Raw genomic sequence first — 22,116 nt, forward strand, 5'->3', positions numbered from 1 at the left:
ACAAAAATGAAATTTATAAAATTTATAACTGTATTTGCAGTATTGTTTTTAGTAGGATGTAAAGGGCAATCTAAAGAAGTCAAAAAGATTACTACTAGTACGTTAGAAACAGTTTTAAAAAATGATTCAGAAATACAGTTAGTCGATGTAAGAACCCCCGCTGAATGGGAAAAAGGGATTATTAAAAATGCCATTAAAATCGATGTAACTTCTTCTAATTTTCAAAATAAAGCATTAAAAGAACTTGATAAAACCAAACCAGTGTATTTATACTGTAGATCAGGAGGAAGAAGTTTGATCGCTGCTGAAACTTTGTTGGAAAAGGGGTTTGAGGTTTACAATATAGAAGGAGGTTATATGCAATGGCAACAAAATACTAAATAAAATGAAGCAAGAAATTTACATAGAAAACTTAAAGTGTGGCGGTTGTGCTGCAACTATAAGAAAAGGAGTACAAGAAATTGAAGGAGTTGATACAGTTACTGTAGATGTAGAAAAATCGTTAATAACTGTTAACGCTACTATAGAAAATTTACAAAATGTTAAGAGGAAATTATCAAAACTCGGTTATCCTGAAGTAGGTGATAAAAATACAGTATTACACAAAGCAAAATCTTTTGTAAGCTGCGCTACAGGTAAAATGAGTAAGTAATTTATTTAGCTTATTTTAATAAAAAAGGCAATGTATTTATAAATACATTGCCTTTTTTATTTATAGCTTTTTAGTAATTAACTAAGAACTTCCTTTATTCTTTTGACAGCTTCACGTAATTGTAACTCAGAAGCCGCGTATGACATACGTATGCAATCAGGAGCACCAAAAGCCTCTCCAGTTACAGTAGCAACGTTAGCTTCTTCTAGCAATAACATAGAAAAATCGCTTGCATTGTTAATTAATTTACCTTTGATAGTTCTTCCAAAAAAGGCAGAAACATCAGGAAATACATAAAAAGCACCTTCAGGTATGTTTAATTTAAATCCGTCAACTTTTCCTAATAAAGTTAACATTATATCTCTACGGTTTTTAAATTCATCAACCATATATTGTACTTTACTAGGTTCAGCTAATACGGCAGTAATAGCAGCACGCTGAGCAATACAATTAGTTCCAGACGTAATTTGCCCTTGCATTTTAGTACAAGCCTTAGCAATCCATTGTGGAGCTCCAATAAAACCAATTCTCCATCCAGTCATAGCAAAAGCTTTTGCTAATCCATTTACAGTAATGGTTCGGTCATACATACTTTCAATAGCAGCAAAACTAAAAAGTTCACTTCCATAATTAATATGCTCATAAATTTCATCAGATAAAATATAAATCTGAGGGTGCTTTTCTAAAACTTCAGCTAAAGCTCTATATTCTTTTTCACTATAAATAGAGCCACTTGGGTTATTTGGTGAATTAAAGAAAATCATTTTTGTTTTAGGAGTGATAGAAGCTTCTAATTGCTCTGGAGTAATTTTGAAATCAGTATCAATAGATGAAGGAATTTCAATAAACTTAGCTTCACACAAAGTTGCAATAGCAGAATAGCTAACCCAATAAGGAGCAGGTAATAAAACTTCATCTCCAGGATTTAATAAAACTTGCGCTATGTTAGCAATAGACTGCTTGGCTCCGGTAGAAACTACGATTTGATTTGGGCTATAAGTTAAATTATTATCACGCTTAAATTTAGTACAAATAGCTTCTTTTAATTCTACATATCCATCTACAGGAGTATATGAATTATAATCTTGTTTAATAGCTTCAATTGCAGCTTCTTTAATGAAATCAGGAGTGTTGAAATCTGGTTCTCCTAAGCTTAGACTAATAATATCTTTCCCTTGAGATTTTAGCTCTCTTGCTTTAGCTGCCATGGCTAATGTTTGGGAAACAGGTAAACTGTTAATTCTGTCTGATAATGCGTTTGACATTGTTATATATTGCGTTGTTGTTTTAATTATGCTAGTTGCGGCTTTTTACCTAATTCAGCCAAATGGTTAAAGTGCTCAATAATTGCTCTTCTAGTAGTTCTATACTCATTATAAGGCAAATTAAACTCTAAGGCAGTTTCTTTTACAATTTTTGCTAATTTTTTGTAATGAACATGAGAAATATTTGGAAAAATGTGGTGTTCTACTTGGTGATTTAAACCTCCGGTATAAAAGTTAACAAGCCAGTTTTTAGGCGCAAAATTTGCTGTAGTATACAATTGATGTATTGCCCAAGTATTTTTCATGTTTCCATTTTCATCTGGCAAAGGCATTTCAGTTTTAGGCACTACATGGGCTAACTGGAAAACTACACTTAAAATAATTCCGGCAGTATAATGCATAACAAAAAATCCTATTAGTACTTTCCACCAAACTATATTTAAAACAGCAATAGGTAACACAATCCAAAGAGAGTAATATACTAATTTTGAAATAACTAATTTAGTCCATTCAGTAGCAGGACTAGGGAACTTACCATACGATAATTTTCTTTTTAAATAATTTCTCATTTGCTTAAAATCAGTCGTAATAGCCCAGTTAATGGTTAGTAAACCATATAAGAAGAATGAATAGTATTTTTGAAATTTATGGATTTTTAACCATTTAGAATGTTTAGAAAAACGAATAATTCTACCAGCATCAATATCTTCATCATGATCTTTAATGTTAGTATATGTATGGTGAAGTACATTGTGTTGAACCTTCCAGTTATATACATTTCCAGCTAAAATATAAATACTACTACCCATCAATTTATTGACCCACTTGTTGCTTGAAAATGATTCATGATTTGCATCATGCATAACATTCATACCAACACCAGCCATACCGATTCCCATTACAATTGTTAAAATTAATTTTACCCACTGAGACATGTCAACAGTTAGAATGAAAATAAAAGGAATTAAAAATAATGAAAACATCACAATAGCTTTAGTATACAACTTCCAATTACCAGTACGTTTTATATTATTTTCTTTAAAGTAAGTATTAACTCTTTTATTCAAAGTTCTAAAAAACTTTTGTTTGTCTATTCTTGAGAAGTTTATTGTCTTCATTTATTGTTTGTTATAAGGAAAAAGCAAAAATATGCTTTTTGTCGTTGTTTTTTATGATAAACGTCAGTTTTTGTTACGAATTGTTTGTTAACATTTAACTATTTTTGCAACTTATCAACAAATTTATGGAAATCATACTAAAATACTTTCCAAATTTAACGGAAATACAAATAGAACAATTCTCAAAATTGCAAGAATTGTATGAAGATTGGAACTTAAAAATTAATGTAGTTTCTAGAAAGGACATTGATGAGCTATATCTGCGTCATGTTTTGCATTCATTGGGTATAGCTAAAGTAATGCAGTTTAAACCAGGGGCGAATGTTATGGATGTAGGAACAGGAGGAGGTTTTCCGGGTGTTCCATTGGCTATTTTATTTCCAAAAACTAATTTTCATTTGGTAGATTCAATAGGGAAAAAAATAAAGGTAGTAGATGAAGTTGTTGAAGGATTAGGTTTAGAAAATGTAAAAACTACTCATGGTAGAGTTGAAGAGGATAAAGAAACCTATGATTTTATAGTAAGTAGAGCTGTAGCACAAATGGAAACTTTTCATCGTTGGATAAAAAATAAAGTGCAAAAAAAGCAAAATCACGAACTAAAAAATGGGATATTATATTTAAAGGGTGGGGATTTAACAGAAGAATTGACAAACTTCCCTAGTGCAACTATTTATGAGTTACCTGCCTATTATGAGGAAGAATTTTTTCAAACTAAAAAGGTTGTACACGTCCCTATAAAATATAAAGGTTAACAAGAATTATAATCTTAGGAGTTTGTGTATTTCTGTTTTACCATTACTTTTAATTTTTAAAAAATATACACCTGAAGCTAATTTAGGAGCAATTATTTTTATGTTATTGTTTGCTCCTTTAGCTGTATTTTGTAAAACAAGTTGCCCTTGATTATTATATAATTGATAGTTTACCATAAAAAAATCTTCTAATGAGTTTAAATTTATAATACTGTTAAAAGGGTTAGGATGAACTAACCATTTGTTAGCCTTGGTATTTAAAGTTAAATCATTATTTGAAAGTGTGTCACTTAAACAATTCGTGGCTACTGAATATGAATTTTTTAGTAGTTCATTTATTTTTAAATCGGAAAAACTTTGACTGGTTGTATTGTTAAAAAAAGCGTTATCAATAACTAAGTTACTTGCTCCTAAGAAGTTTTGAAGTAAACTACCTAAAACTTGTCTGTAATCAAATTGAACAGTTTCGAGTTGGTAATTATTTCCAGATACAGCTTCTGTTAGGTCTACATTATTTCCAGATACACCCCCGTTTACAGGTTTTCCAAAAACAAACATGGGCGCTATTTCTCCATGATCAGTGCCTAAATTCCCATTTTCTTTAGCTTTTCTTCCAAATTCAGAAAAAGTTAATCCAACTACATCGTCAGCTATGGTTTGTGAGGTTAAATCACTCATAAATACTTCAACAGCATCAGAAACAATTTTTAGTAAATTATAATGCTTTCCTTCAATGTCACCAGAAGCCTGGTTTTGATTATTATGTGTATCAAAACCTCCAATACGAACCATGTAAACTTTAGATTGTAATCCACCGCTAATTAAACGAGCTACAGTTTTTAATTGATTAGATAAGTCGGTGTCAGGGTAGGTAGCAAGGTTTTTACCTTTATTAAAAGCTGCTGAAATTGATTGAGAATACTGATTAGATAATAGATTTACATTGATAATATATTCTACTTCTTTTCCAAAATCAGAATTTGGAATTTGGGTAGGGGCTATACCACCAAGGCCGTTTAATTCAGTATAAAATCCAGCAGGTACCCTGACCAGAAATATTTATAGATAATCCATGCTCGTCTTCACCATGAAATCCTAGTTCAGTTTTAGTTGATCCTATTTGTACTCCTAGTGGATAATTTTCTTTTAATTCTCCCGAATAATATTTTTCAACAAATCGTCCAATCCATCCAGAATCCTTTCCGTTATCCCAGCTATTTCCATCATTTCCTGTTGAATATAAGTCTTTTGATGCAAAATGGCTTTTGTTTTGAGATGGATAACCTACAGATTGCAGTATTCTTAAAAAACCTTGATCGTATAAAGATTTAAAACCTGTAAGAGCTGGGTTTAGGCCAATTTTTTGAGTATCTGATAGTGTGTTGTCTAAAATGATATAACTTTTACTTCCAGATGTTGGGATTTTAAGAGTTGGGCGAAGTGAAGCATATTGATCATAAACATTTAAAGGAATAATAGTGTTTAATCCATCATTTCCTCCTGCTAAATTGATTAAAACTAATTTTCTATTTGAAAGATCACCACAACTTGCTATGTTCACTGTTTTTAGCATAGCTCGGAGCTCCAACGGCATTAGGCCTAGAGCTGAAACAGAGGATGCTAATTTTATAAAATTTCTTCTTTTCATTATAAGGGGATGTATTTAAAAGAATATTTATAGTTTACATTAATTGATATTCAGGTGCATTAACCATTTTTGTTATTAAAGAGTCTAAACGCGATTTTACAACAGTATCATCGCCACCATTTGTATATGCCACCCATGCACTAGTCCAGTAATAATTAGGAAAACCCTCCAGTAAATTTTCAGCAAAATAGTTTTTCCTTTCTTCAGAAATACTTTCAGGGTATAAATAATTAGAGAGTTCAGTAATTAATGCAATAGGATCTGAAGGATTCTGTATAGTATCCTTCACAAAAGAAGGAAGGTGTATGCTTACTTTTATTCTTGCATTATTACCAATTTTATTTCTTCCAGTAATTAAACTTTCAATCATTTTATACCTTGCTAATACAGTATTGGAAGAAAACCAATGACGGTCAAAATCAGGTTCTTGATAATAAGCGGGATACCCAGCTACAGAATCTGGTGACCATAAATTCATTCCAGATGCAGCTAGAAAGGAACTATGTATAAAATTAAAGAAGGTATAAAAATCTGAATTATTATTTATTGGGTCAGGAACATCTAACTTTAGAAAAGAAATGGTTTCACTGATTAATTGTAGCGGACTTTTAATAATACTTCCAATAATTTCATCACTAGGATTTGAATCACTTACATCAAAAAAATGTTTTGATGTAATTAGTTTTTTCACAATTGGTAGTAGTTCATAATTACTGTTTTTTAATTCAGTTGCTAATGGTTTTATTATGTTATTTTCAACTTCATCGTTCCATTCGCTTTTTATAAAAAAACGATATAGTTTTCTGCAAAAAGAGGTTGCCGTAGCTTCTTTAGAGAATACCATTTCCACAAAATCATCAAGTTCTTTTTTTATTCCTGATTCAGTATCTTGACCTTGAATAACTTGTTTGTTAAATGCATCACTGAAAGTTTTATCATTTTTTTCATGTCGATTTATAACAATTCTTCCCTTAGGTAAATTAGTATCCAAATCTATTAAACTCCTATCTACTTGTGTTTTTATACCAGAAAACACTTTAGCAGTTTGTTGAATATCTAACTCGGTATAATTTGTATAATCTCCACTACCTTTTTGAGGACCTTTTAAAATGGTAAATAATTCGAGAAACTCGCGTGCATAATTCTCATTAGGATTATTAGCGTTGTTTTTTGTGTTGTCTAAATAATCTAGCATTGAATTATCGAAGGTTATTTTTTTTGATAATTCCTTTATATTTCCATATGCATAATGTTCTAGAAGGCGTAAATGGTCGTAAAAGTGTGTAGAAGTACCTGCTCCTCCATCTTTTGAAACTGTAAAAGAGGTATGTAAAAAGAAGGTTAGTTTTTGTTTTAATGAGTTTTGAGTGATTGCATTATACCACCACCAAGAGGTTACAATTCTCCTCTTTCTCGATTGTCCAGAAAAATCGGTAGGCTTTTTTGATGATGACGTCCAATTGCCATCTGGTGAATTTGTTGGTAGTGGATCATAAGGCTCTATCCATTTGTTGTTCTGTTGCAAAGTAAGTTTGTTAAATGCTTCCTCAGGTGTTAAATTGGAGAAATCATTTAAAACTTCACTGGTAAAATTGAAAGAGGTTCTTCGTAAAAAGTGTTTAGCTCTGCGTAAACCTAAAATTTGTGTAAATTGATTTAAACTTTCCATTAATAAGGGGATATAATGTACTTTGTTTATAAAGTTACTGATTTTTTTTTAGAAACTACTGGTTTTTAGGTCCTTAAAATTCGTAGGGTATGTGTTTAATACCAGCGCTTTTTGTTTTTTTTAGAGTTTGTTGATTTTCGCCCTTTTTTATTTTTGCTAATGGTATTGGGTTGTTTTTTATGTTTAGGTTTTACTAAAGGGAATGGGTGATCTTCTATAACAGTTATAGGTCTTTGTAAAACTTCTTGGATAGTTTTTATATAAGAGGTTTCATCAGCGCTACATAGTGAAAAAGCAATACCTGACTTACCAGCTCTACCAGTTCTCCCTATTCTATGCACATACGTCTCAGGGATATTGGGTAAATCAAAATTAATAACAGCGTCTATTTTACGAATGTCAATACCTCGGGCAGCAACATCTGTAGCAATTAAAATAGTTGCTTTTTTTTCTTTAAAATCTTCAATAGCCTTAGTACGCAATGCTTGAGTTTTGTCACCATGTAAGCTGGTTACTTTATATCCATTTTTTATAAGTGATTGTTCTAGTTTATTAACACCAATTTTGGTACGTCGGAAAATGATAATTTTACCGTTAATTGTATTACGTAACAGATGTAAACATAAATCAGTTTTGTTTTTTTTAGGTACGTAATATAATAATTGCCCGATGTTTTTTGAAGTACTACCAGAAGGGGTTATAGTTACTGTTGTAGGTTTGTACAGCATTGAATTCGCTAACTCAGCTATTTTTTTAGGCATGGTTGCTGAAAATAGTAGCGTTTGTTTCTTACGAGGACACACTTCTTCGATTCGTTTAACATCATCAATAAATCCCATGTCAAGCATTAAGTCAGCTTCATCCAATACTAAAGTTTTTAAAACACGTAAATCTATAGCACTTTGTTTGTGTAAATCAATTAATCTTCCTGGAGTAGCAATTAAAATATCAACACCTTTATTTAAGACCTCTTTTTGTGGTGCGGTAGGCATTCCTCCGAAGATAGCTGTGCTTCTTAAATTTGTATACTTGGCATACATGTTAAAACTTTCATGAATTTGTAAGGTTAACTCACGAGTAGGAGTAATAATTAATGCTTTTATTTTTTTACCACCTTTTTCTGTATCTTGTTCTTTTAAGAGTCCTTGAATAATAGGCAAAGCAAATGCTGCTGTTTTTCCAGTACCAGTTTGCGCCGTCACAAGAACATCTTTTTGATCTATAACTAAAGGAATAACCTCTTGCTGAACAGCAGTAGCTGTGTGGTGTTTGTTTTCAGTAAGAGCTTTTAGTATGGTTGAATGTATAGGTAAATCAGAAAATTGCATTAATTGTTTTTTTTGCAAAGGTAGGTTAAACAAAAGATTTATTATTTAAGTGTAATATATTTAATGCTATGCTTTTAATTTAAAAAGAGTAAGAAGTTTTCTAAGTTATAAGACATTTGGTCCTTTAGTTTCCTCCTTTTTTTATAATAAAATAAAGTTGAGAAGCTATTTTAAAAGGTACTTGTTTGTAAATGAATAATTTTTTTTGAAATAGGAAATTTAGTAGGTGTAACGATATTGTGTTTAATTTATCACATTTAAAAAGCGAGTCTATATTTTCTTTATATATATAGGAGATTTCTGTTTACTTTTAGGACACTTAATTTGTAAAAATAGAACGGTAGTTTTTTTAAAATTTTAATAGCAAAAGTAAAAAGCAACCTCAAATTGAGGTTGCTTTATCAATAAATATATTTTAAATGATTAAAGTTTAATTTTTTCTTTGGTATTGTTTAGTAAAATTGGTTTACCAAAACCTAATTCGTTCAATCTGTCTAATTGTGTTTCAGCATCACCTACAAATAGCCAAATCATTTTATTTGGATTAATGTATTTTTTTGCTAATTCTTGAATCTTATCTACAGTCATTTCATTAACAATCTTCTCTCTGTCTTTTACATAATCATCATTAAGATTATAGGTGCTAATATTTTCTAACATATTTAATTTGGCTCTCATAGTCTCAAATCTTCTAGCGTTACTTTTAATTAAAAAGCTTTTGGTAGTGCCTAAATCTTTTTTTGAGAAACTAGTTGGGTACTCTGTGATTATTTTTTTAATTAATTGAGCAGATTCTAAAGTAACATTAGTTCTAACTCTACTAAAAATGGTAAACGGGCCTATGGCCTTTGTTCCTGAAAACTGAGAGAATATTCCATAGGTATATCCTTTTCCTTCTCTTAACTCTTGAGTTAGTTGGGAAGCAAAACCACCACCACCAAGAATATAATTCATTACTGTAGCTGGGTAATAATCTTTATCAGTCTCGGCTAAAGCGGGTGCACCAAAACTAATAACAGATTGTTTTGCTTTTGGTACATCGTAAAAATAAATAGTAGGTTTGTTTGGAGCTTTAGGAGTTTTAAATACTGGAATAGTTACTTCTTTAGAAGTCCATTTGGTTGTTAAATTATTTAAAGGGGTTAATGCTTCTTCTTTATTAATATCTCCAACAATATGCATATTTGTAACTGAAGGAGAGATGTAATTTGCGTAGAATAGTTTTAAATCATTTAAAGTGATTTTTTCTACAGATGAAATTGTACCTAATGTATTTTTAGATCTAATATTGTTTTTCCCGTAAATCAGCTCATTGTATATGTTTCTAGTAATGGTTGTAGGATTAGCTTCTTGTTGGCGTAAATTACCTATAACAGATTTTTTGATTAATTCAAATTCAGTCGTATCCCATCTCGGTTCTAACAATATTTCCTCAACCAATGCTATCGTTTTATCATAGTTTTTAGCTAAGGTAGTTCCACTTATTGTAATATCTTCTTTAGAAGAAGAAACTCTAATAGATGCTCCTAGCTTCTGAATTGATTCTTCTAATTCAGCTACGGTTTTGTTTTTTGTACCTCTATTCATTAAAAGAGCAGTGAGGTTAGCAACACCTAGTTTGTCAAGTTTTTCTAATAATTGACCTCCATCTATTACAAGATTGAAACGAACAAGTGGCACTTCACTATTTTTAATTCCATACACTTTAACTCCATTGTTTAATTCATTCTTCCAAACGTTTGGAACACTCAAAGAAGGTGTTTTTCCATAAGGAGGTTCTTTGGAACGATCGATTTTGGAAGGTGTTTTTGTATATTTTGCAGCAATTTTTGGGTCGAACTTTTCTTCAGCTCCAATAATAATTTCTTCTTCTTTTATAATTGCTTCTTCTGAGTTTTTTAAAGCAAGATTAGTCATCCCTTTTGGCACAAAGCTTGTTGCTATAAAATTCTGTCCTTTAATATAGGTGTTATAAACACGCATTACATCTTCTTTCGTAACATTTAAGGTTAAACTAATTTCTTTATTTATGAGTCCAGGATCACCAGCATAGGTATTATAGGAAGCTAAGTTTGACCCTTTTCCAATAACACTAGATAAACTTGTATAGAAATTTGTTTCTAATCCAGCTTTAATTCTTTTTAAATCTTCGTCAGATATCCCTTCTCTTTCAAAATTTCTAAAAGCTGTGTTAACACCTTCATTAATATCATTTAAATTGACTTTGTTAAAACCGCGAATGCCTAATTGAACTTGACCAGCTAATTCAGAAGACCAGTTCCACATACTTGTTGAGGAGGTTAGCTTTAAATCATCAACTAAAACTTTATTTAAAGGAGCCTTTTTCCCTTGAGATAAGTATTCTGTCAAAATATCTAAAGCATATGAGTCTTTATGATATAACTCAACTGTTGGCCATGCAATTGTTAACATTGGTAATCTAGCAAAATTATCTTCATAATATAAAGATTTTGATTTACTTACTGTTCCAGGTCTTTTAACTAAAGGAGTGATTTTTTCACCTTTTGGAATTTCATCAAAATATTTATGAACCCATTCCTTGGCTTTTGTAGTATCAAAATCTCCTGATAAAACTAAGGTGGCGTTGTTGGGTACATACCATCTTTTGAAGAATGTTTTTACATCTTGTAATGTAGCATTTTGTAAATCTTCTAAAGATCCAATTACTTGCCAATTGTAAGGGTGGTCTTTAGGGTATAAATTACGGTCTATGATTTGTTGATTAAATCCATAAGGACGATTGTCTACACTTTGTCTTTTTTCATTTTTTACTACTTGCTTTTCTTTTGCTAAAACAGGTTCTGTTACAGTATTAATAAACCATCCTAATTTGTCGGCTTCAGCCCAAATCATTTTTTCTAAAGCATCATTGGGTACGGTTTGTAAATAATTTGTTCTGTCTCTGGAAGTAGACCCATTAGCTCCTGAACCACCAATTCGAGCACTCATTTTATCTAATCCTCCTTTTCCTAGGTTTTCAGATTCTAAAAATAATAAGTGTTCAAATAAATGTGCAAAACCTGTTCTTCCTTTTATCTCACGTGCAGAGCCAACATGAACCATAAGTTCTACTGCAACGACAGGGTCAGATTTGTCAGTGTGTAACACAACTTGAAGACCATTGTCTAATTCAAACTTCTCAAACGGAACATTTAAGGAATTTGCCTTCTCTTTTTTTTCTTCAGCACAAGAAATAAAGAGGGTTACTATTGTAAAAATTAAAATTTTTTTTATCATTATTAAGTATGATTTGCATTTGTTTTTTGATACCGATAAATATACATAATATTGATACCCAATACTGTTAAAGCAAGTTTAGAATTTATAGTAAAGAAAAACCTCACCATAAAATGATGAGGTTTCAAAAGTGTTAAGATATATATCTTACCCTAAGAAAGGGTATTTGTAATCTGTTGGAGTTACAAGTGTTTCTTTAATTAAACGAACTGATGTCCAACGTAATAAATTTTGAGCAGAACCCGCTTTATCATTTGTTCCAGAAGCTCTACCACCACCAAAAGGTTGTTGCCCTACAACAGCACCAGTTGGTTTGTCATTAATGTAGAAGTTTCCAGCAGCGTTTTCTAAAGCTTTTGATGCTTTTTCAACAATGTATCTATCTGTAGAGAAAATTGCTCCGGTTAACGCGTATTCAGTAGACTCATCAACTAATTTTAATGAAGCTTCCCACTCAGCATCTTCATAAATAAAAACAGTCATAACAGGACCAAATAATTCAGTTGTCATCGTTGCGTAGGTTGGTGATTTAGCAACAATTACAGTAGGTTCAATGAAGTACCCTACTGATTTATCATGGTTTCCACCAATAATGATTTCAGCATCTTCATCATTTTTTGCGGCATCAATATAGCTAGCTATTTTATCAAAAGAACCCTCATGAATAACTGCATTAACAAAATTATTAGTGTCTTCAGGAGATCCCATTTTTAGTTCACTAGTTTGCGAAACTAAATGACCTTTTACTTCTTCCCAAATTGAAGCTGGTATATATGCACGTGAAGCTGCTGAACATTTTTGACCTTGGTATTCAAAAGCACCTCTTGTTATAGCTGTAGCAACTTGTAATGGGTTTGATGAATTGTGAGCCCAAATGAAATCTTTACCTCCAGTTTCACCTACAATTCTAGGATATGTTTTATAAGTATGAATGTTATTTCCTATTTGTTTCCATAAATCTTTGAAAACATGTGTAGACCCTGTAAAGTGTAATCCAGAGAAATCTGGAGAAGATAAAACAGTATCACTAATCATTACTGGATCTCCGTATACAACATTAATTACACCATCAGGTAAACCAGCTTCCTTAAATAAGTCTACAATTACTTGAGCTGAGTATGCTTGATGATCAGAAGGCTTCCAAACAACAACATTCCCCATTAAAGCAGCAGATGCAGGTAAATTAGCAGCAATAGATGTAAAGTTAAAAGGTGAAATGGCATATACAAAACCTTCTAAAGGTCTATATTCAACCCTGTTCCATATTCCAGGAGCTGAGCCTGGTTGATCTTTGAAAATGTCAGTCATGTACTGAACGTTAAAACGGAAAAAGTCAATCATTTCACAAGCTGCATCAATTTCAGCTTGGTGTACGTTTTTAGACTGTGCAATCATAGTTGCGGCATTCATTTTTGCGCGGTAAGGCCTGCTAATAATTCTGCTGCCTTTAAAAATATCGTTGCACGTTCTGTCCAACTAGTGCTAGACCATTCTTGTCTTGCAGCTAAAGCAGTACTAATTGCAGTTTCTACGTGAGATTTATCTGCTGTATGATACTGACCAACCACGTGCTTATGATCGTGTGGAGGGGTAATGTTTCTGGTATTTCCTGTTCTAATTTCCTCCCCGTTAATATGCATTGGAATGTCTATGTTGCTATTGAACATAGATTTATACGTTGCTAATAACTCTTCTCTTTCTGGAGATCCTGGAGCGTATCCTTTAACAGGTTCGTTAACTGCCTTTGGAACATTAAAAAATCCTCTTGCCATTTTATATGTTGTTTGTTAAATTAGATTAATTTCAAAGGGCAAAGTTAACATTTATTTTTAGTAATAACTAAGCTGTTTTTGTGTCTTATTTAATCAAAATGGAGTACTATACATGAACGGTAACTTATTTACCTTTAGGAGATGATAACTTTAGATGAACATTAAACAGATTTGAAAGTCCAGTTGTAAAAAAGAATCCTTTAAAAACGAATATAGAATAAGGTTAAGTTAACTAGCTTCATATATAACTTTTAAAGTAGGTACTTAAATTGGGGTAAGTATTAAAAATTATTATTTAGTGTATTTAAAGTGTTTTAGCACATTTTTTCTAAGCTTATAAGATGAAGTAATATCATGAAAATAATTTAGAAGGTGGTACTAAAGGAATAGAAAATTAGAGCATGGATGTACTTTAAGTTTTTGAAGATGAATCAATAGAAATATATTAAAACTTTATTAAGCATGAATAGATTATTTAGAAACGGTTTGAGTGATTTTATTTAAGCTGAAATACTCAGAAGTAGTTCTGAAATATTTTCAATTTTAGGGACTAAACATAATGTAGATTTTTTAAAATAGAAGCGTTGTGATAAAGACTTTTAATATATTTGCAAAAAAAATCATGTTATGAGTAAAAAACTATTATTTTTCTCTTTAGTATCTCTTTTTTTATTTACAAGTTGTTTCGAATTTGTAGAAGAGATTACTTTTAATAAAGATGGATCAGGAAATGCAACTTTAACAATTAACCTAAGTAAAAGCAAGACTAAAATAGCTTCTATAATGTTGCTAGATAGCATTAACGGATATAAGGTACCCTCAAAAAAAACTATTAAAAATACTTTAGCTGAAATTATCAGTAAAATAAAGAAAACAAAAGGAATTCATAATGTAAAGAACACACTGGATTTTGAAGAGTTTATAGTCACCGTTTCTTGTGATTTTGACAATGTCGAAGCTCTTAATGCTGTTTTACTCACCTTTAGTTCTAAAAAGGAAGCCATAGCTATAAAGAAGAATAAACACTTTATTTACAATAAAAAGAGTAAAACATTTACGCGTAGTCATCATTTTAATATTGGGAAAGAATTTCAAAAAACAAAAATGAAAGACCGTAAAGTATTTGAAACGGCAACTTATACAGGAATATATCGTTTTGAAACTCCAATAAAATCATCATCAAATCCTCAAGCAAGAATATCCCAAAGTAAAAGGGCAATTATGCTACGAGTTAAAGCTCAAGATATAATTACAAATAAACAAACCATTAAAAATAAAATACAATTACAGAATTAAAACTTATTATGAAAAAAATTATTGCTACCCTGCTTTTAGTAAGCATAACAGTTTTTGCACAAGCTCAAAAACTGGAAACTAAAATACCTAATACTGCTGATGTAGTAATTACTGCTAATGCTGAAAATATTTTTAAACTAATAAATATTTCAGAGTTAGATAACAGTTTCTTAGGTAAAGAAATGTTGAGAAAAATTAATAGAAAGCGTGAAGATAAGGTAAGTTCTATTAGTAAAGCAGGGATTAATATAAAGTCAAATGCGTATTATTTTTTTAAACAGACTGATAGCATTTCCTATCACTCTATTTTAGCTGAAATCTATGATGCAAAAGAGTATGAATCTAATTTGAGTAAATGGAAGATAAAAAAAATTAAAAGAGAAAACGGTTATAATTATATAGAAGGATATAGGGATCTTACTATTTGGAATGATGAATTTCTATTAACTATAAAAGGTGACAAATCGCATAGTTTTTTTAACAAACATAGAGAGCGTTTATATAAGCTTAAAAAGAAAGATGAAAAAAGCTATTCTTTTAAAAAGCGAATTATAAAAGAATGGATTAAAAAAAGAGCTTTTGAAACTTTAAATAATAGTCCTTCTAATTCTATTGCATTAAATTCAAAATTTCAAAAAGGAAAGAAAAAAAATGCTTCTGCTTCACTTTGGGTTCGTAATTATGGAGGGATGATATCTAATTTAATCAGATCTTTTGAAGGAGGCAAGTATAAATCAATGTCATACTTTATGCCGCAAAAAAACAATAATCTGTTCGGTGTTGAAGAGGTTACAGCAAACTTGTTTTTTGAGAAGAATAGTGCGCGTGTTTTATTAGATATGTCAGTAAATTCTGATTTGAAAAAATCTTTTAAAAAGATTTATAATAAAAGAATGAATAATGATTTATTAAAAGGTTTTGATCATAACAATGTGTTGGCGTTTTGGAGTATGTCTATAAGTACGAAGGAAATATTGATTCAATATCCTGAGTTAATAAATAAAATGTATGGAGGGCTTCTTCCTAAACTTAAAGAAGAAATAGATATCGTAGGAAACATATTTTCTTTAATAATAGATGAAGAAGCAATTGGAGGATTAATTACAGGTGATGCTCTTTTTGTGTTGAATGATTTTATTAAAAAAGAAGTTGAATATACTACTTACAAATATGATGAAGATTACAAGAAAAAAGAGGTAACAAAAACAAAAGAAACAGTTGTGCCTGATTTTACATTGATGATTGGTTCTAAAGAAGAAAAATTATTAAACAAAGTACTAAAATTAGCTCAAAAATATAAGGTGCTTAATAAGGCTAATAATATTTATAAACTAGATTTAAAAGATGCAAAACTTCCTTTTGATTTGTTTACAGTGATAAAAAATGAAGTTATGTATGTTACTACTTCAAAAGCGAGAGCAATCAATATTAGTGCAGGAAGAAATGGATATAATTCAAGTAAGCACTCTAATCTAATAAAAAGAAATTCAAGTGTTTTGTATGCAGATATTAATACAATTGTTAATAGAATTCCGAAAAATTATATCGGAAATAATGAAAATGAAATGGTTTTGTTTTCAAATAATAATATAGAAGATATGCATTTTAGAATTTCAAAAATGAATGGAAATAAAATATCTACTGAAATTAAACTAAACACAAAAGGAAATGAAGATAATACGTTAAAATTGTTGTTTAAGTTTATTGATAGCATGGTTAAATAAAATTATGAAAAAAAAAATAAGCTATACCATTTTAATCACAATGTGTATACTAGCAACGGTTGGGTATTTTAGATATAACCCAACTGTTGTTGTTAATGGTACAATACCAAATACTGCTGAAGCCATTGTTCGTGTTAATTTAAGAGCGCTAGAATATAATATAATTACCGACATTATAAGTCGTCCTTTTTCTTATTTTAATTCAAAGAAAAGCTCGTCATCTTCTGAACCCAAAAAACTATCTTTTTTAGATCAAGTTGAAATACCAGCAAACTTATTTTTTTACACTGACTATCAAAGTATAAAAGGGGTATGGGTAAGTAGCAATATAAAAATTAGAGATAAAAAAACTTTAATTAAGTTTTTTGAACAAAACAAAATAAAACCGAAACTAGGTAAAGGTTTTAGATATTACGAGTCTAAAAATATTGTTTATGTATTGCTTAAAGAGGATTTGAAATTGCTGTTTAAATTAAAAAAAACTGAAAACATAGAAAGAAAATTAGCAACTATTTTAAGTGTTAAAGATTATTTAACTAACGAAGATTTGATTTTGCAGAAAATCATAAAAAGTAAAGGGCTATTAACGTTTGCTACTAAGCAAGATGATTTCTTTGAAATGCAAATAGATAATGAGATATTAACTTTAAATGGAGTTATTAGTGAAGCTAATAATGTTTTTTTACCCTATGCAACTTGTTTTGAAGTAGGAGAGATGGGGCATGTTTCAGGGAAATTAAAAAGAGATGCTTTTTCCAGTTTGATTAAAAAAGATAATAAGATAGCTTTTAAGAAATTAACAACATTATCATTAGATTCATTAACTAATTCATGGAATGGTGCTTTTGAGATGAATTTTAGCGGGTTTAAGGAAGAAAAAGATACAATAGTTACGTATGAATATGATGATGACTTTAACAAAGTAGAAAAGAGATCTTTCAAAATAAAATGATTCCTGATGCGAGTTTATATCTTAGGGATTCTGGATTTACATATAAATATTTAACTTCAAAAAAAGCTATTAAAATAATAAATTCAAAAAGTATATTTGCTCTGAATCCTTTATTTACTACTTTTATAAAAAAGGATAGCACTGGTCTTTTGTTCCATACTTTAAAAGAGTCTTTGTTGAATTCAAGAAAGATAAAGAATAAATTTGCTTTATCTTTCAATGTAGCTTCTTACAACAAGTTTGACAGGGGTGTCTATAACATTTCTAACGAACAGTTTCGTTTAATAGAAAAAATAGAGGGTGTTATTACGAATGAAAATAAAGTAAAAGTTAAGGTTAGCTTACTAAATAAAGATCAAAACTTTGCTTTTCAGTTTTTAAATTAGTTTTTAGTACAAGGCAAATGTTATAGCTGAAATGGCCATAATTCCAAATCCAGTTAATAGCATGAAAACAAAATTTGCAAAGCAGAATTTTATAAAAGTTTTTATGACTTTCTGGTTGTAAAAGTTCTTCATAGCTAAAAATAGATACAATAAAAACAAGAATAAAAAAGTTAGTGGTATTTGGGTACTACTATTGGCTACCGGGAAAAAACTAGTTATTGTAAAAATAATTAAGAGTAAAAAGAAAACGGTTTGAATATGAAAAACAAAAACTAGGTGTTCTACATACGTAAACTTACGTCGGATATAAAGAAGTTTTAGTGATAGTGTAAAAATTGGAAGCAACATAAATAAAGCTATTGATGTATAAGAAATCATCTTTTGGATGAATTTTTTTGTTTCATTTTTATCGGCTAAAAAACCATTAATTATTTTGCTTCTTGAAAACCAGAACCTATTGTAAAAGTTCTTCTTCATTTTTAAACTGTCAAGGGCTACATCAATACCTGTGTTAGGGTTTTCCTTGTTGAAAGTGATGAATTTTTGAAGTTTTTTACCGCTAATAAAATAGCTGTCATGAATGGTTAAATCATAATTAACCGTATCAGTATTTATAGTGTTTTTAAGAGTGTTGGTCTTTTCAATAGAGTCTATTATTTTGTTAGTATTATCTAGTTGTTTTATGACTTCGTCTTGAAGTGGAATCTTTTTATTTTCTTTACCAATATTTACAGCCAATTCTGAGGAGGGCATGCTTTTTTCACTTCTCAAAGTTTGATATTTTTTGTAATTCTCTTTCAGGCTAAATAAAATGAAAAAAATAATAGAGGTAGCTAAATAAAATCTAAAAGGGTTGGTGTATTTATTACGTTTGCCATTTATATAGTCTTTTGAAACTTTTCCAGGTTTCACAAGTAAAGGGAATAAAGTTCTCCAAAATTTAGCGTCCCATGATAAAAACCCACTGAACATTTCGCGCATGAAATTTCCAAAAGTAACTTTGCTTCCTTTGTTTTTTTGACCACATTCAGGACAAAATTTTTCATTCTGATAAAACGGATAACCACAATTTAAACAATTAGGATCCTTTACAATTGGCAGCTTGCTTTTTTTGGACATTTAATTAAGGGTTGGTGTTGTGGTAAGTTGAAAGGTTGGTATTTTAACAAAAAATTCATTGGAAGAATTAATGTCTATCATTTTATATTTTCCGCTCATAGAACCAATTGGAGAAAGGAGGAAACAGTTTGATTTATAATTATAAACACTATTGGGAGTTATAATTGGTGTTTGACCTACTACACCTTCTCCTTCTATGTATTCAGTGTTATTAAGTGAGTCAAAAATGATCCAAAATCGCTCAAGTAATTGAACAGTTTTTTCAGAATTATTTTCTATGGTAACAAAATAACTAAAAGCATAATACGGAAGATGTCCACGGTGTATGATACCATTGTACATTGTTTTTACCGATATTTTTATGCCTTTTGTTTTTTGTTGAAACATATAATAAATATAACACAAAATATATTTTTTTACAAATTTGTAAAAAAAATATCACTTATTCTGATTAAAATATCCCTTGCCAACTCCTATTACCCTGTCGTAAAACCCACCAAAAGGAGTATAGTATATTATTGCAGTGTATTCGTTTTCAGTTTGAAAAAAAGAACCGTCTATTTTACTAAGGTTAATCCCTTTTGAGTCGTTAACAACTGCATAACAATAATTATAAAATCCTTGTTTAAGTAAAATTGTTGATTCATAATTATTAGTTGAACTGTTATAAATCATTTTATTTTCTTTTTTGAGTTCAAAATTATTAAATGCTCCATACACATACACTTCTTTGTTTACATATTTTTCATCAACAAAAAGAGAAAAATGAACACGTGTATAGTCAGCTTCTGTATTTGTTTCTTGTGCGTCTAATGTTTTTATAATAAACTGACCATTGATGTCTGGATTGTATGTGTAGGGTCTGTTAACCCTAGGTTCGTCCGTAAATAAATATGAATTATAAACGTCGTTTCTTTCTACTCTAGCAATGTTTAAACTTGTATTTCTTACATATTTTGTGTCAAAATTTAAAAATTCATTATTTCCAGAGAAATTAGTGATTTGTGTATGGTTATAAATTAATTGTTGAGGTTTTATGAACAGTGGTTGTATGTTTTTAATGGCTGTGCTCCAATTGTTATTCTGTATAAGGACAGATTTTACTTCTTGATTAGGATTGTTGATTGGAAGATTAGAATGATTTACTAAAAACTGTACTGTTTGTTCTTGTTCACTTTTTGAGGTATTTCTGCTTCTTATAACAGATACTCCCACGGTACTAATATTTTCATAAAATACACACCGTCGCTTAAAAACAACCTCGTAATCCTCGTTTAAGATTGATATCAAATAATTTCCACTTTTTGTTATTATCGTATTTTCATTGGGTAATTTTACTGAATAATGTGTGTAGGGTTGTAATGTGTTAAAAGAGTTTGTTACATTTATAATTGTATTTTGTTCAAATCCATTAATGTATTGGTTACTAGTCATATTGCTAGGTTTCCAATCATGGGTCATGTGTTCAATTTTATAAATATATTCTTTGTTGTCTGCATCAAGATCATCAAAAGATAATTCTAATACACTTCCTAAGCTAACAATAGAGCTAAAATCGTTTAAGTTGTTAACTTGTCTTAATTGTATTGTTTTGATATTCTGAGAGATAATTGAGTTGGTTATCAAAATAAAAAGTAAAATAAAAATATTTCTAATCATAGTACACAAAAGTATCAAAATATAAGCCAAAAAACTACTTTTTATTTAGAATAAGTATAAATAAAGCAGTTTCTTAAAGATAAGAAAGGATTTGCTCTTAAGTGGTTTTCAAAATTTTTAAATTTGCGTGTTTTTAAGAAAATCAAATTAATCAGTTACTATGTCAAAAGACATCCGTATTAAAAAGGGTTTGGATATCAAACTCATTGGCGAAGCAGATCAGGTAACTACCGAACTTTCTTTAGGTAGTATGTTTGCTATAAGACCAGATGATTTTCACGGCGTTATTCCAAAAATTTTAGCAAAAGAAGGTACAGAAGTAAAAGCGGGAGAAGCACTTTTTTATAACAAGAGTGATGAACGTATGTTATTTCCTAGTCCTGTAAGTGGAAAAATTTCAGAGATCGTTCGTGGAGCACGAAGAAAAGTTTTAGCAATTAAAATCGCTGCTGATAGCAAGCAGGAATTCAAAGATTTTGGTAAAAAAGATGTTGAGGCAATGTCTGGGGAAGAGGTGAAAAACCACCTTTTTGCTTCAGGATGTTGGCCATTTATAAAACAACGTCCCTATGATGTGGTAGCCAATCCAAATCAAGCTCCAAAATCAATCTTTGTATCCGCTTATGCCAGTGCACCTTTGGCAGGAGATTATGATTATTCCTTAAAAGGGAAAGAGTCAGAATTACAAGTCGCTTTAACAGCTTTAACCAAGTTAACAGCAGGTAAAGTACATGTTTCTGTTGGTGAGAATTTAGCATCATCACCTTTTAAAAACGTACAGGGAGTTGATTTGCATAAGGTTTCAGGACCACACCCAATAGGGAATGTGAGTACTCAAATAGCGCAGATTGATCCAATAAATAAAGGTGAAGTTGTTTGGGTTGTAACTCCACAAGATTTAGTAGTAATTGGAGAATTATTATTAACAGGAAAGTTAAACCTTAGAAGAACGATAGCTTTAACTGGGTCTAAATTTAACAAGCCTCAATATGTAACTGCTATAGCCGGAGCTCAAATAGGAGATCTTGTGAAAGGAAATTTAGATGCAAGTAATGCTCGTATAATTAGTGGGAATGTTTTAAGTGGACTACAAGCAAGTGAAAATGATTTTCTAGGATACTATGAAAATCAAGTAACAGCTATTCCAGAAGGAGATGATTATGAGTTGTTTGGTTGGAATAAGCCAGTTTTTAATAAAATATCAACTTCAAGAGCGCTTACATTTTCTTGGCTAAACCCAAAGAAAAAATACGATTTAAATACAAATACAAATGGAGAACATAGAGCTTTTGTTGTAACAGGAGCTTATGAAGAAGTATTTCCATTAGATATTTATCCAATGCAGCTTTTAAAGGCTTGTATGTATAAAGATTTGGATGAAATGGAAGGGTTAGGAGCATATGAAATTGCACCTGAAGATTTTGCATTGACAGAATTTATTTGTGTATCTAAACAACCTCACCAGAAAATAATTCGTGAAGGATTAGATTTAATGAGAGAAGAACTAGGATAAGA

The 22,116-nt window shown here is 30.3% G+C and carries 18 protein-coding genes and 1 pseudogene; 8 read left to right on the forward strand and 11 right to left on the reverse strand.

Going from position 1 to position 22,116, the window contains the following annotated elements; all coding sequences use genetic code 11:
* Positions 1 to 6 precede the first annotated feature (6 nt).
* Positions 7 to 384 (forward strand): rhodanese-like domain-containing protein, encoded by a 378-nt coding sequence (locus ACMFBB_RS13545; RefSeq protein WP_435261297.1) that lies wholly within the window; start codon positions 7 to 9, stop codon positions 382 to 384.
* A 1-nt stretch (position 385) separates the two neighbouring features.
* Entirely contained in the window at positions 386 to 652 is a 267-nt protein-coding gene (locus ACMFBB_RS13550; protein ID WP_435261298.1) for a heavy-metal-associated domain-containing protein, read from the forward strand.
* A gap of 77 nt (positions 653 to 729) precedes the next feature.
* On the opposite strand, the gene ACMFBB_RS13555 is transcribed toward ACMFBB_RS13550, so the two are convergent.
* Positions 730 to 1,917, reverse strand: coding sequence for a pyridoxal phosphate-dependent aminotransferase (locus ACMFBB_RS13555; RefSeq protein WP_435261299.1), 1,188 nt, complete (start codon positions 1,915 to 1,917; stop codon positions 730 to 732).
* Between the two features lie 26 nt (positions 1,918 to 1,943).
* On the reverse strand, positions 1,944 to 3,035 hold the full coding sequence (locus ACMFBB_RS13560; protein ID WP_435261300.1) for a fatty acid desaturase family protein: 1,092 nt from the start codon (positions 3,033 to 3,035) through the stop codon (positions 1,944 to 1,946).
* 125 nt (positions 3,036 to 3,160) lie between these two features.
* Between ACMFBB_RS13560 and rsmG the strand changes: the two genes are divergently transcribed.
* A complete protein-coding gene (gene rsmG / locus ACMFBB_RS13565) occupies positions 3,161 to 3,790 on the forward strand; it encodes a 16S rRNA (guanine(527)-N(7))-methyltransferase RsmG (protein ID WP_435261301.1) in 630 nt (209 codons plus the stop codon).
* Between the two features lie 6 nt (positions 3,791 to 3,796).
* Here rsmG and ACMFBB_RS13570 read toward each other — a convergent pair whose 3' ends face one another.
* From ACMFBB_RS13570 to pruA, 6 genes and pseudogenes are all read right to left on the reverse strand, one after another.
* On the reverse strand, positions 3,797 to 4,582 hold the full coding sequence (locus ACMFBB_RS13570) for a DUF1501 domain-containing protein (RefSeq protein WP_435261302.1): 786 nt from the start codon (positions 4,580 to 4,582) through the stop codon (positions 3,797 to 3,799).
* A gap of 229 nt (positions 4,583 to 4,811) precedes the next feature.
* On the reverse strand, positions 4,812 to 5,438 hold the full coding sequence (locus tag ACMFBB_RS13575) for a DUF1501 domain-containing protein (RefSeq protein ID WP_435261303.1): 627 nt from the start codon (positions 5,436 to 5,438) through the stop codon (positions 4,812 to 4,814).
* Between the two features lie 34 nt (positions 5,439 to 5,472).
* Complete coding sequence (locus ACMFBB_RS13580) at positions 5,473 to 7,107, reverse strand: DUF1800 family protein (protein ID WP_435261304.1); 1,635 nt, start codon at positions 7,105 to 7,107, stop codon at positions 5,473 to 5,475.
* Positions 7,108 to 7,202: 95 nt separating this feature from the next.
* Positions 7,203 to 8,435, reverse strand: coding sequence for a DEAD/DEAH box helicase (locus ACMFBB_RS13585; RefSeq protein WP_435261305.1), 1,233 nt, complete (start codon positions 8,433 to 8,435; stop codon positions 7,203 to 7,205).
* A 423-nt stretch (positions 8,436 to 8,858) separates the two neighbouring features.
* Positions 8,859 to 11,693, reverse strand: coding sequence for a M16 family metallopeptidase (locus ACMFBB_RS13590; RefSeq protein WP_435261306.1), 2,835 nt, complete (start codon positions 11,691 to 11,693; stop codon positions 8,859 to 8,861).
* Between the two features lie 147 nt (positions 11,694 to 11,840).
* Positions 11,841 to 13,465, reverse strand: a pseudogene (gene pruA / locus ACMFBB_RS13595) (L-glutamate gamma-semialdehyde dehydrogenase).
* Between the two features lie 627 nt (positions 13,466 to 14,092).
* Between pruA and ACMFBB_RS13600 the strand changes: the two are divergent.
* From ACMFBB_RS13600 to ACMFBB_RS13615, 4 genes are read left to right on the forward strand one after another with little or no spacing between them, the layout of a single operon-like run.
* A complete protein-coding gene (locus ACMFBB_RS13600) occupies positions 14,093 to 14,761 on the forward strand; it encodes a hypothetical protein (RefSeq protein WP_435261307.1) in 669 nt (222 codons plus the stop codon).
* A gap of 8 nt (positions 14,762 to 14,769) precedes the next feature.
* Positions 14,770 to 16,485, forward strand: coding sequence for a hypothetical protein (locus ACMFBB_RS13605; protein WP_435261308.1), 1,716 nt, complete (start codon positions 14,770 to 14,772; stop codon positions 16,483 to 16,485).
* Between the two features lie 4 nt (positions 16,486 to 16,489).
* Entirely contained in the window at positions 16,490 to 17,437 is a 948-nt protein-coding gene (locus ACMFBB_RS13610; RefSeq protein ID WP_435261309.1) for a hypothetical protein, read from the forward strand.
* Entirely contained in the window at positions 17,434 to 17,823 is a 390-nt protein-coding gene (locus ACMFBB_RS13615) for a hypothetical protein (protein WP_435261310.1), read from the forward strand. The genes ACMFBB_RS13610 and ACMFBB_RS13615 overlap by 4 nt, the downstream gene beginning before the upstream one ends.
* A 3-nt stretch (positions 17,824 to 17,826) precedes the next feature.
* On the opposite strand, the gene ACMFBB_RS13620 is transcribed toward ACMFBB_RS13615, so the two are convergent.
* From ACMFBB_RS13620 to ACMFBB_RS13630, 3 genes are read right to left on the reverse strand one after another with little or no spacing between them, the layout of a single operon-like run.
* Positions 17,827 to 18,942 (reverse strand): DUF3667 domain-containing protein, encoded by a 1,116-nt coding sequence (locus ACMFBB_RS13620; protein ID WP_435261311.1) that lies wholly within the window; start codon positions 18,940 to 18,942, stop codon positions 17,827 to 17,829.
* The gene (gene apaG / locus ACMFBB_RS13625) at positions 18,943 to 19,329 is read right to left on the reverse strand and encodes a Co2+/Mg2+ efflux protein ApaG (protein WP_435261312.1); all 387 of its coding nucleotides are present in this window, start codon (positions 19,327 to 19,329) and stop codon (positions 18,943 to 18,945) included.
* Positions 19,330 to 19,380: 51 nt separating this feature from the next.
* Entirely contained in the window at positions 19,381 to 20,601 is a 1,221-nt protein-coding gene (locus ACMFBB_RS13630) for a DUF5103 domain-containing protein (protein WP_435261313.1), read from the reverse strand.
* 160 nt (positions 20,602 to 20,761) lie between these two features.
* Between ACMFBB_RS13630 and ACMFBB_RS13635 the strand changes: the two genes are divergently transcribed.
* Complete coding sequence (locus tag ACMFBB_RS13635; RefSeq protein WP_435261314.1) at positions 20,762 to 22,114, forward strand: Na(+)-translocating NADH-quinone reductase subunit A; 1,353 nt, start codon at positions 20,762 to 20,764, stop codon at positions 22,112 to 22,114.
* The last annotated feature ends 2 nt before the right edge of the window (positions 22,115 to 22,116 follow it).

Source organism: Tenacibaculum sp. nBUS_03, assembly GCF_051201695.1.
Classification (GTDB): Bacteria; Bacteroidota; Bacteroidia; order Flavobacteriales; family Flavobacteriaceae; genus Polaribacter.

Excerpts from the sequence above, each read along its gene's own strand:
- ACMFBB_RS13545 (WP_435261297.1), top strand. The coding sequence starts at position 7 with ATGAAATTTATAAAATTTATAACTGTATTTGCAGTATTGTTTTTAGTA.
- ACMFBB_RS13550 (WP_435261298.1), top strand. The coding sequence starts at position 386 with ATGAAGCAAGAAATTTACATAGAAAACTTAAAGTGTGGCGGTTGTGCT.
- ACMFBB_RS13555 (WP_435261299.1), bottom strand. The coding sequence starts at position 1,917 with ATGTCAAACGCATTATCAGACAGAATTAACAGTTTACCTGTTTCCCAA.
- ACMFBB_RS13560 (WP_435261300.1), bottom strand. The coding sequence starts at position 3,035 with ATGAAGACAATAAACTTCTCAAGAATAGACAAACAAAAGTTTTTTAGA.
- rsmG (WP_435261301.1), top strand. The coding sequence starts at position 3,161 with ATGGAAATCATACTAAAATACTTTCCAAATTTAACGGAAATACAAATA.
- ACMFBB_RS13570 (WP_435261302.1), bottom strand. The coding sequence starts at position 4,582 with ATGGTTCGTATTGGAGGTTTTGATACACATAATAATCAAAACCAGGCT.
- ACMFBB_RS13575 (WP_435261303.1), bottom strand. The coding sequence starts at position 5,438 with ATGAAAAGAAGAAATTTTATAAAATTAGCATCCTCTGTTTCAGCTCTA.
- ACMFBB_RS13580 (WP_435261304.1), bottom strand. The coding sequence starts at position 7,107 with ATGGAAAGTTTAAATCAATTTACACAAATTTTAGGTTTACGCAGAGCT.
- ACMFBB_RS13585 (WP_435261305.1), bottom strand. The coding sequence starts at position 8,435 with ATGCAATTTTCTGATTTACCTATACATTCAACCATACTAAAAGCTCTT.
- ACMFBB_RS13590 (WP_435261306.1), bottom strand. The coding sequence starts at position 11,693 with ATGATAAAAAAAATTTTAATTTTTACAATAGTAACCCTCTTTATTTCT.
- ACMFBB_RS13600 (WP_435261307.1), top strand. The coding sequence starts at position 14,093 with ATGAGTAAAAAACTATTATTTTTCTCTTTAGTATCTCTTTTTTTATTT.
- ACMFBB_RS13605 (WP_435261308.1), top strand. The coding sequence starts at position 14,770 with ATGAAAAAAATTATTGCTACCCTGCTTTTAGTAAGCATAACAGTTTTT.
- ACMFBB_RS13610 (WP_435261309.1), top strand. The coding sequence starts at position 16,490 with ATGAAAAAAAAAATAAGCTATACCATTTTAATCACAATGTGTATACTA.
- ACMFBB_RS13615 (WP_435261310.1), top strand. The coding sequence starts at position 17,434 with ATGATTCCTGATGCGAGTTTATATCTTAGGGATTCTGGATTTACATAT.
- ACMFBB_RS13620 (WP_435261311.1), bottom strand. The coding sequence starts at position 18,942 with ATGTCCAAAAAAAGCAAGCTGCCAATTGTAAAGGATCCTAATTGTTTA.
- apaG (WP_435261312.1), bottom strand. The coding sequence starts at position 19,329 with ATGTTTCAACAAAAAACAAAAGGCATAAAAATATCGGTAAAAACAATG.
- ACMFBB_RS13630 (WP_435261313.1), bottom strand. The coding sequence starts at position 20,601 with ATGATTAGAAATATTTTTATTTTACTTTTTATTTTGATAACCAACTCA.
- ACMFBB_RS13635 (WP_435261314.1), top strand. The coding sequence starts at position 20,762 with ATGTCAAAAGACATCCGTATTAAAAAGGGTTTGGATATCAAACTCATT.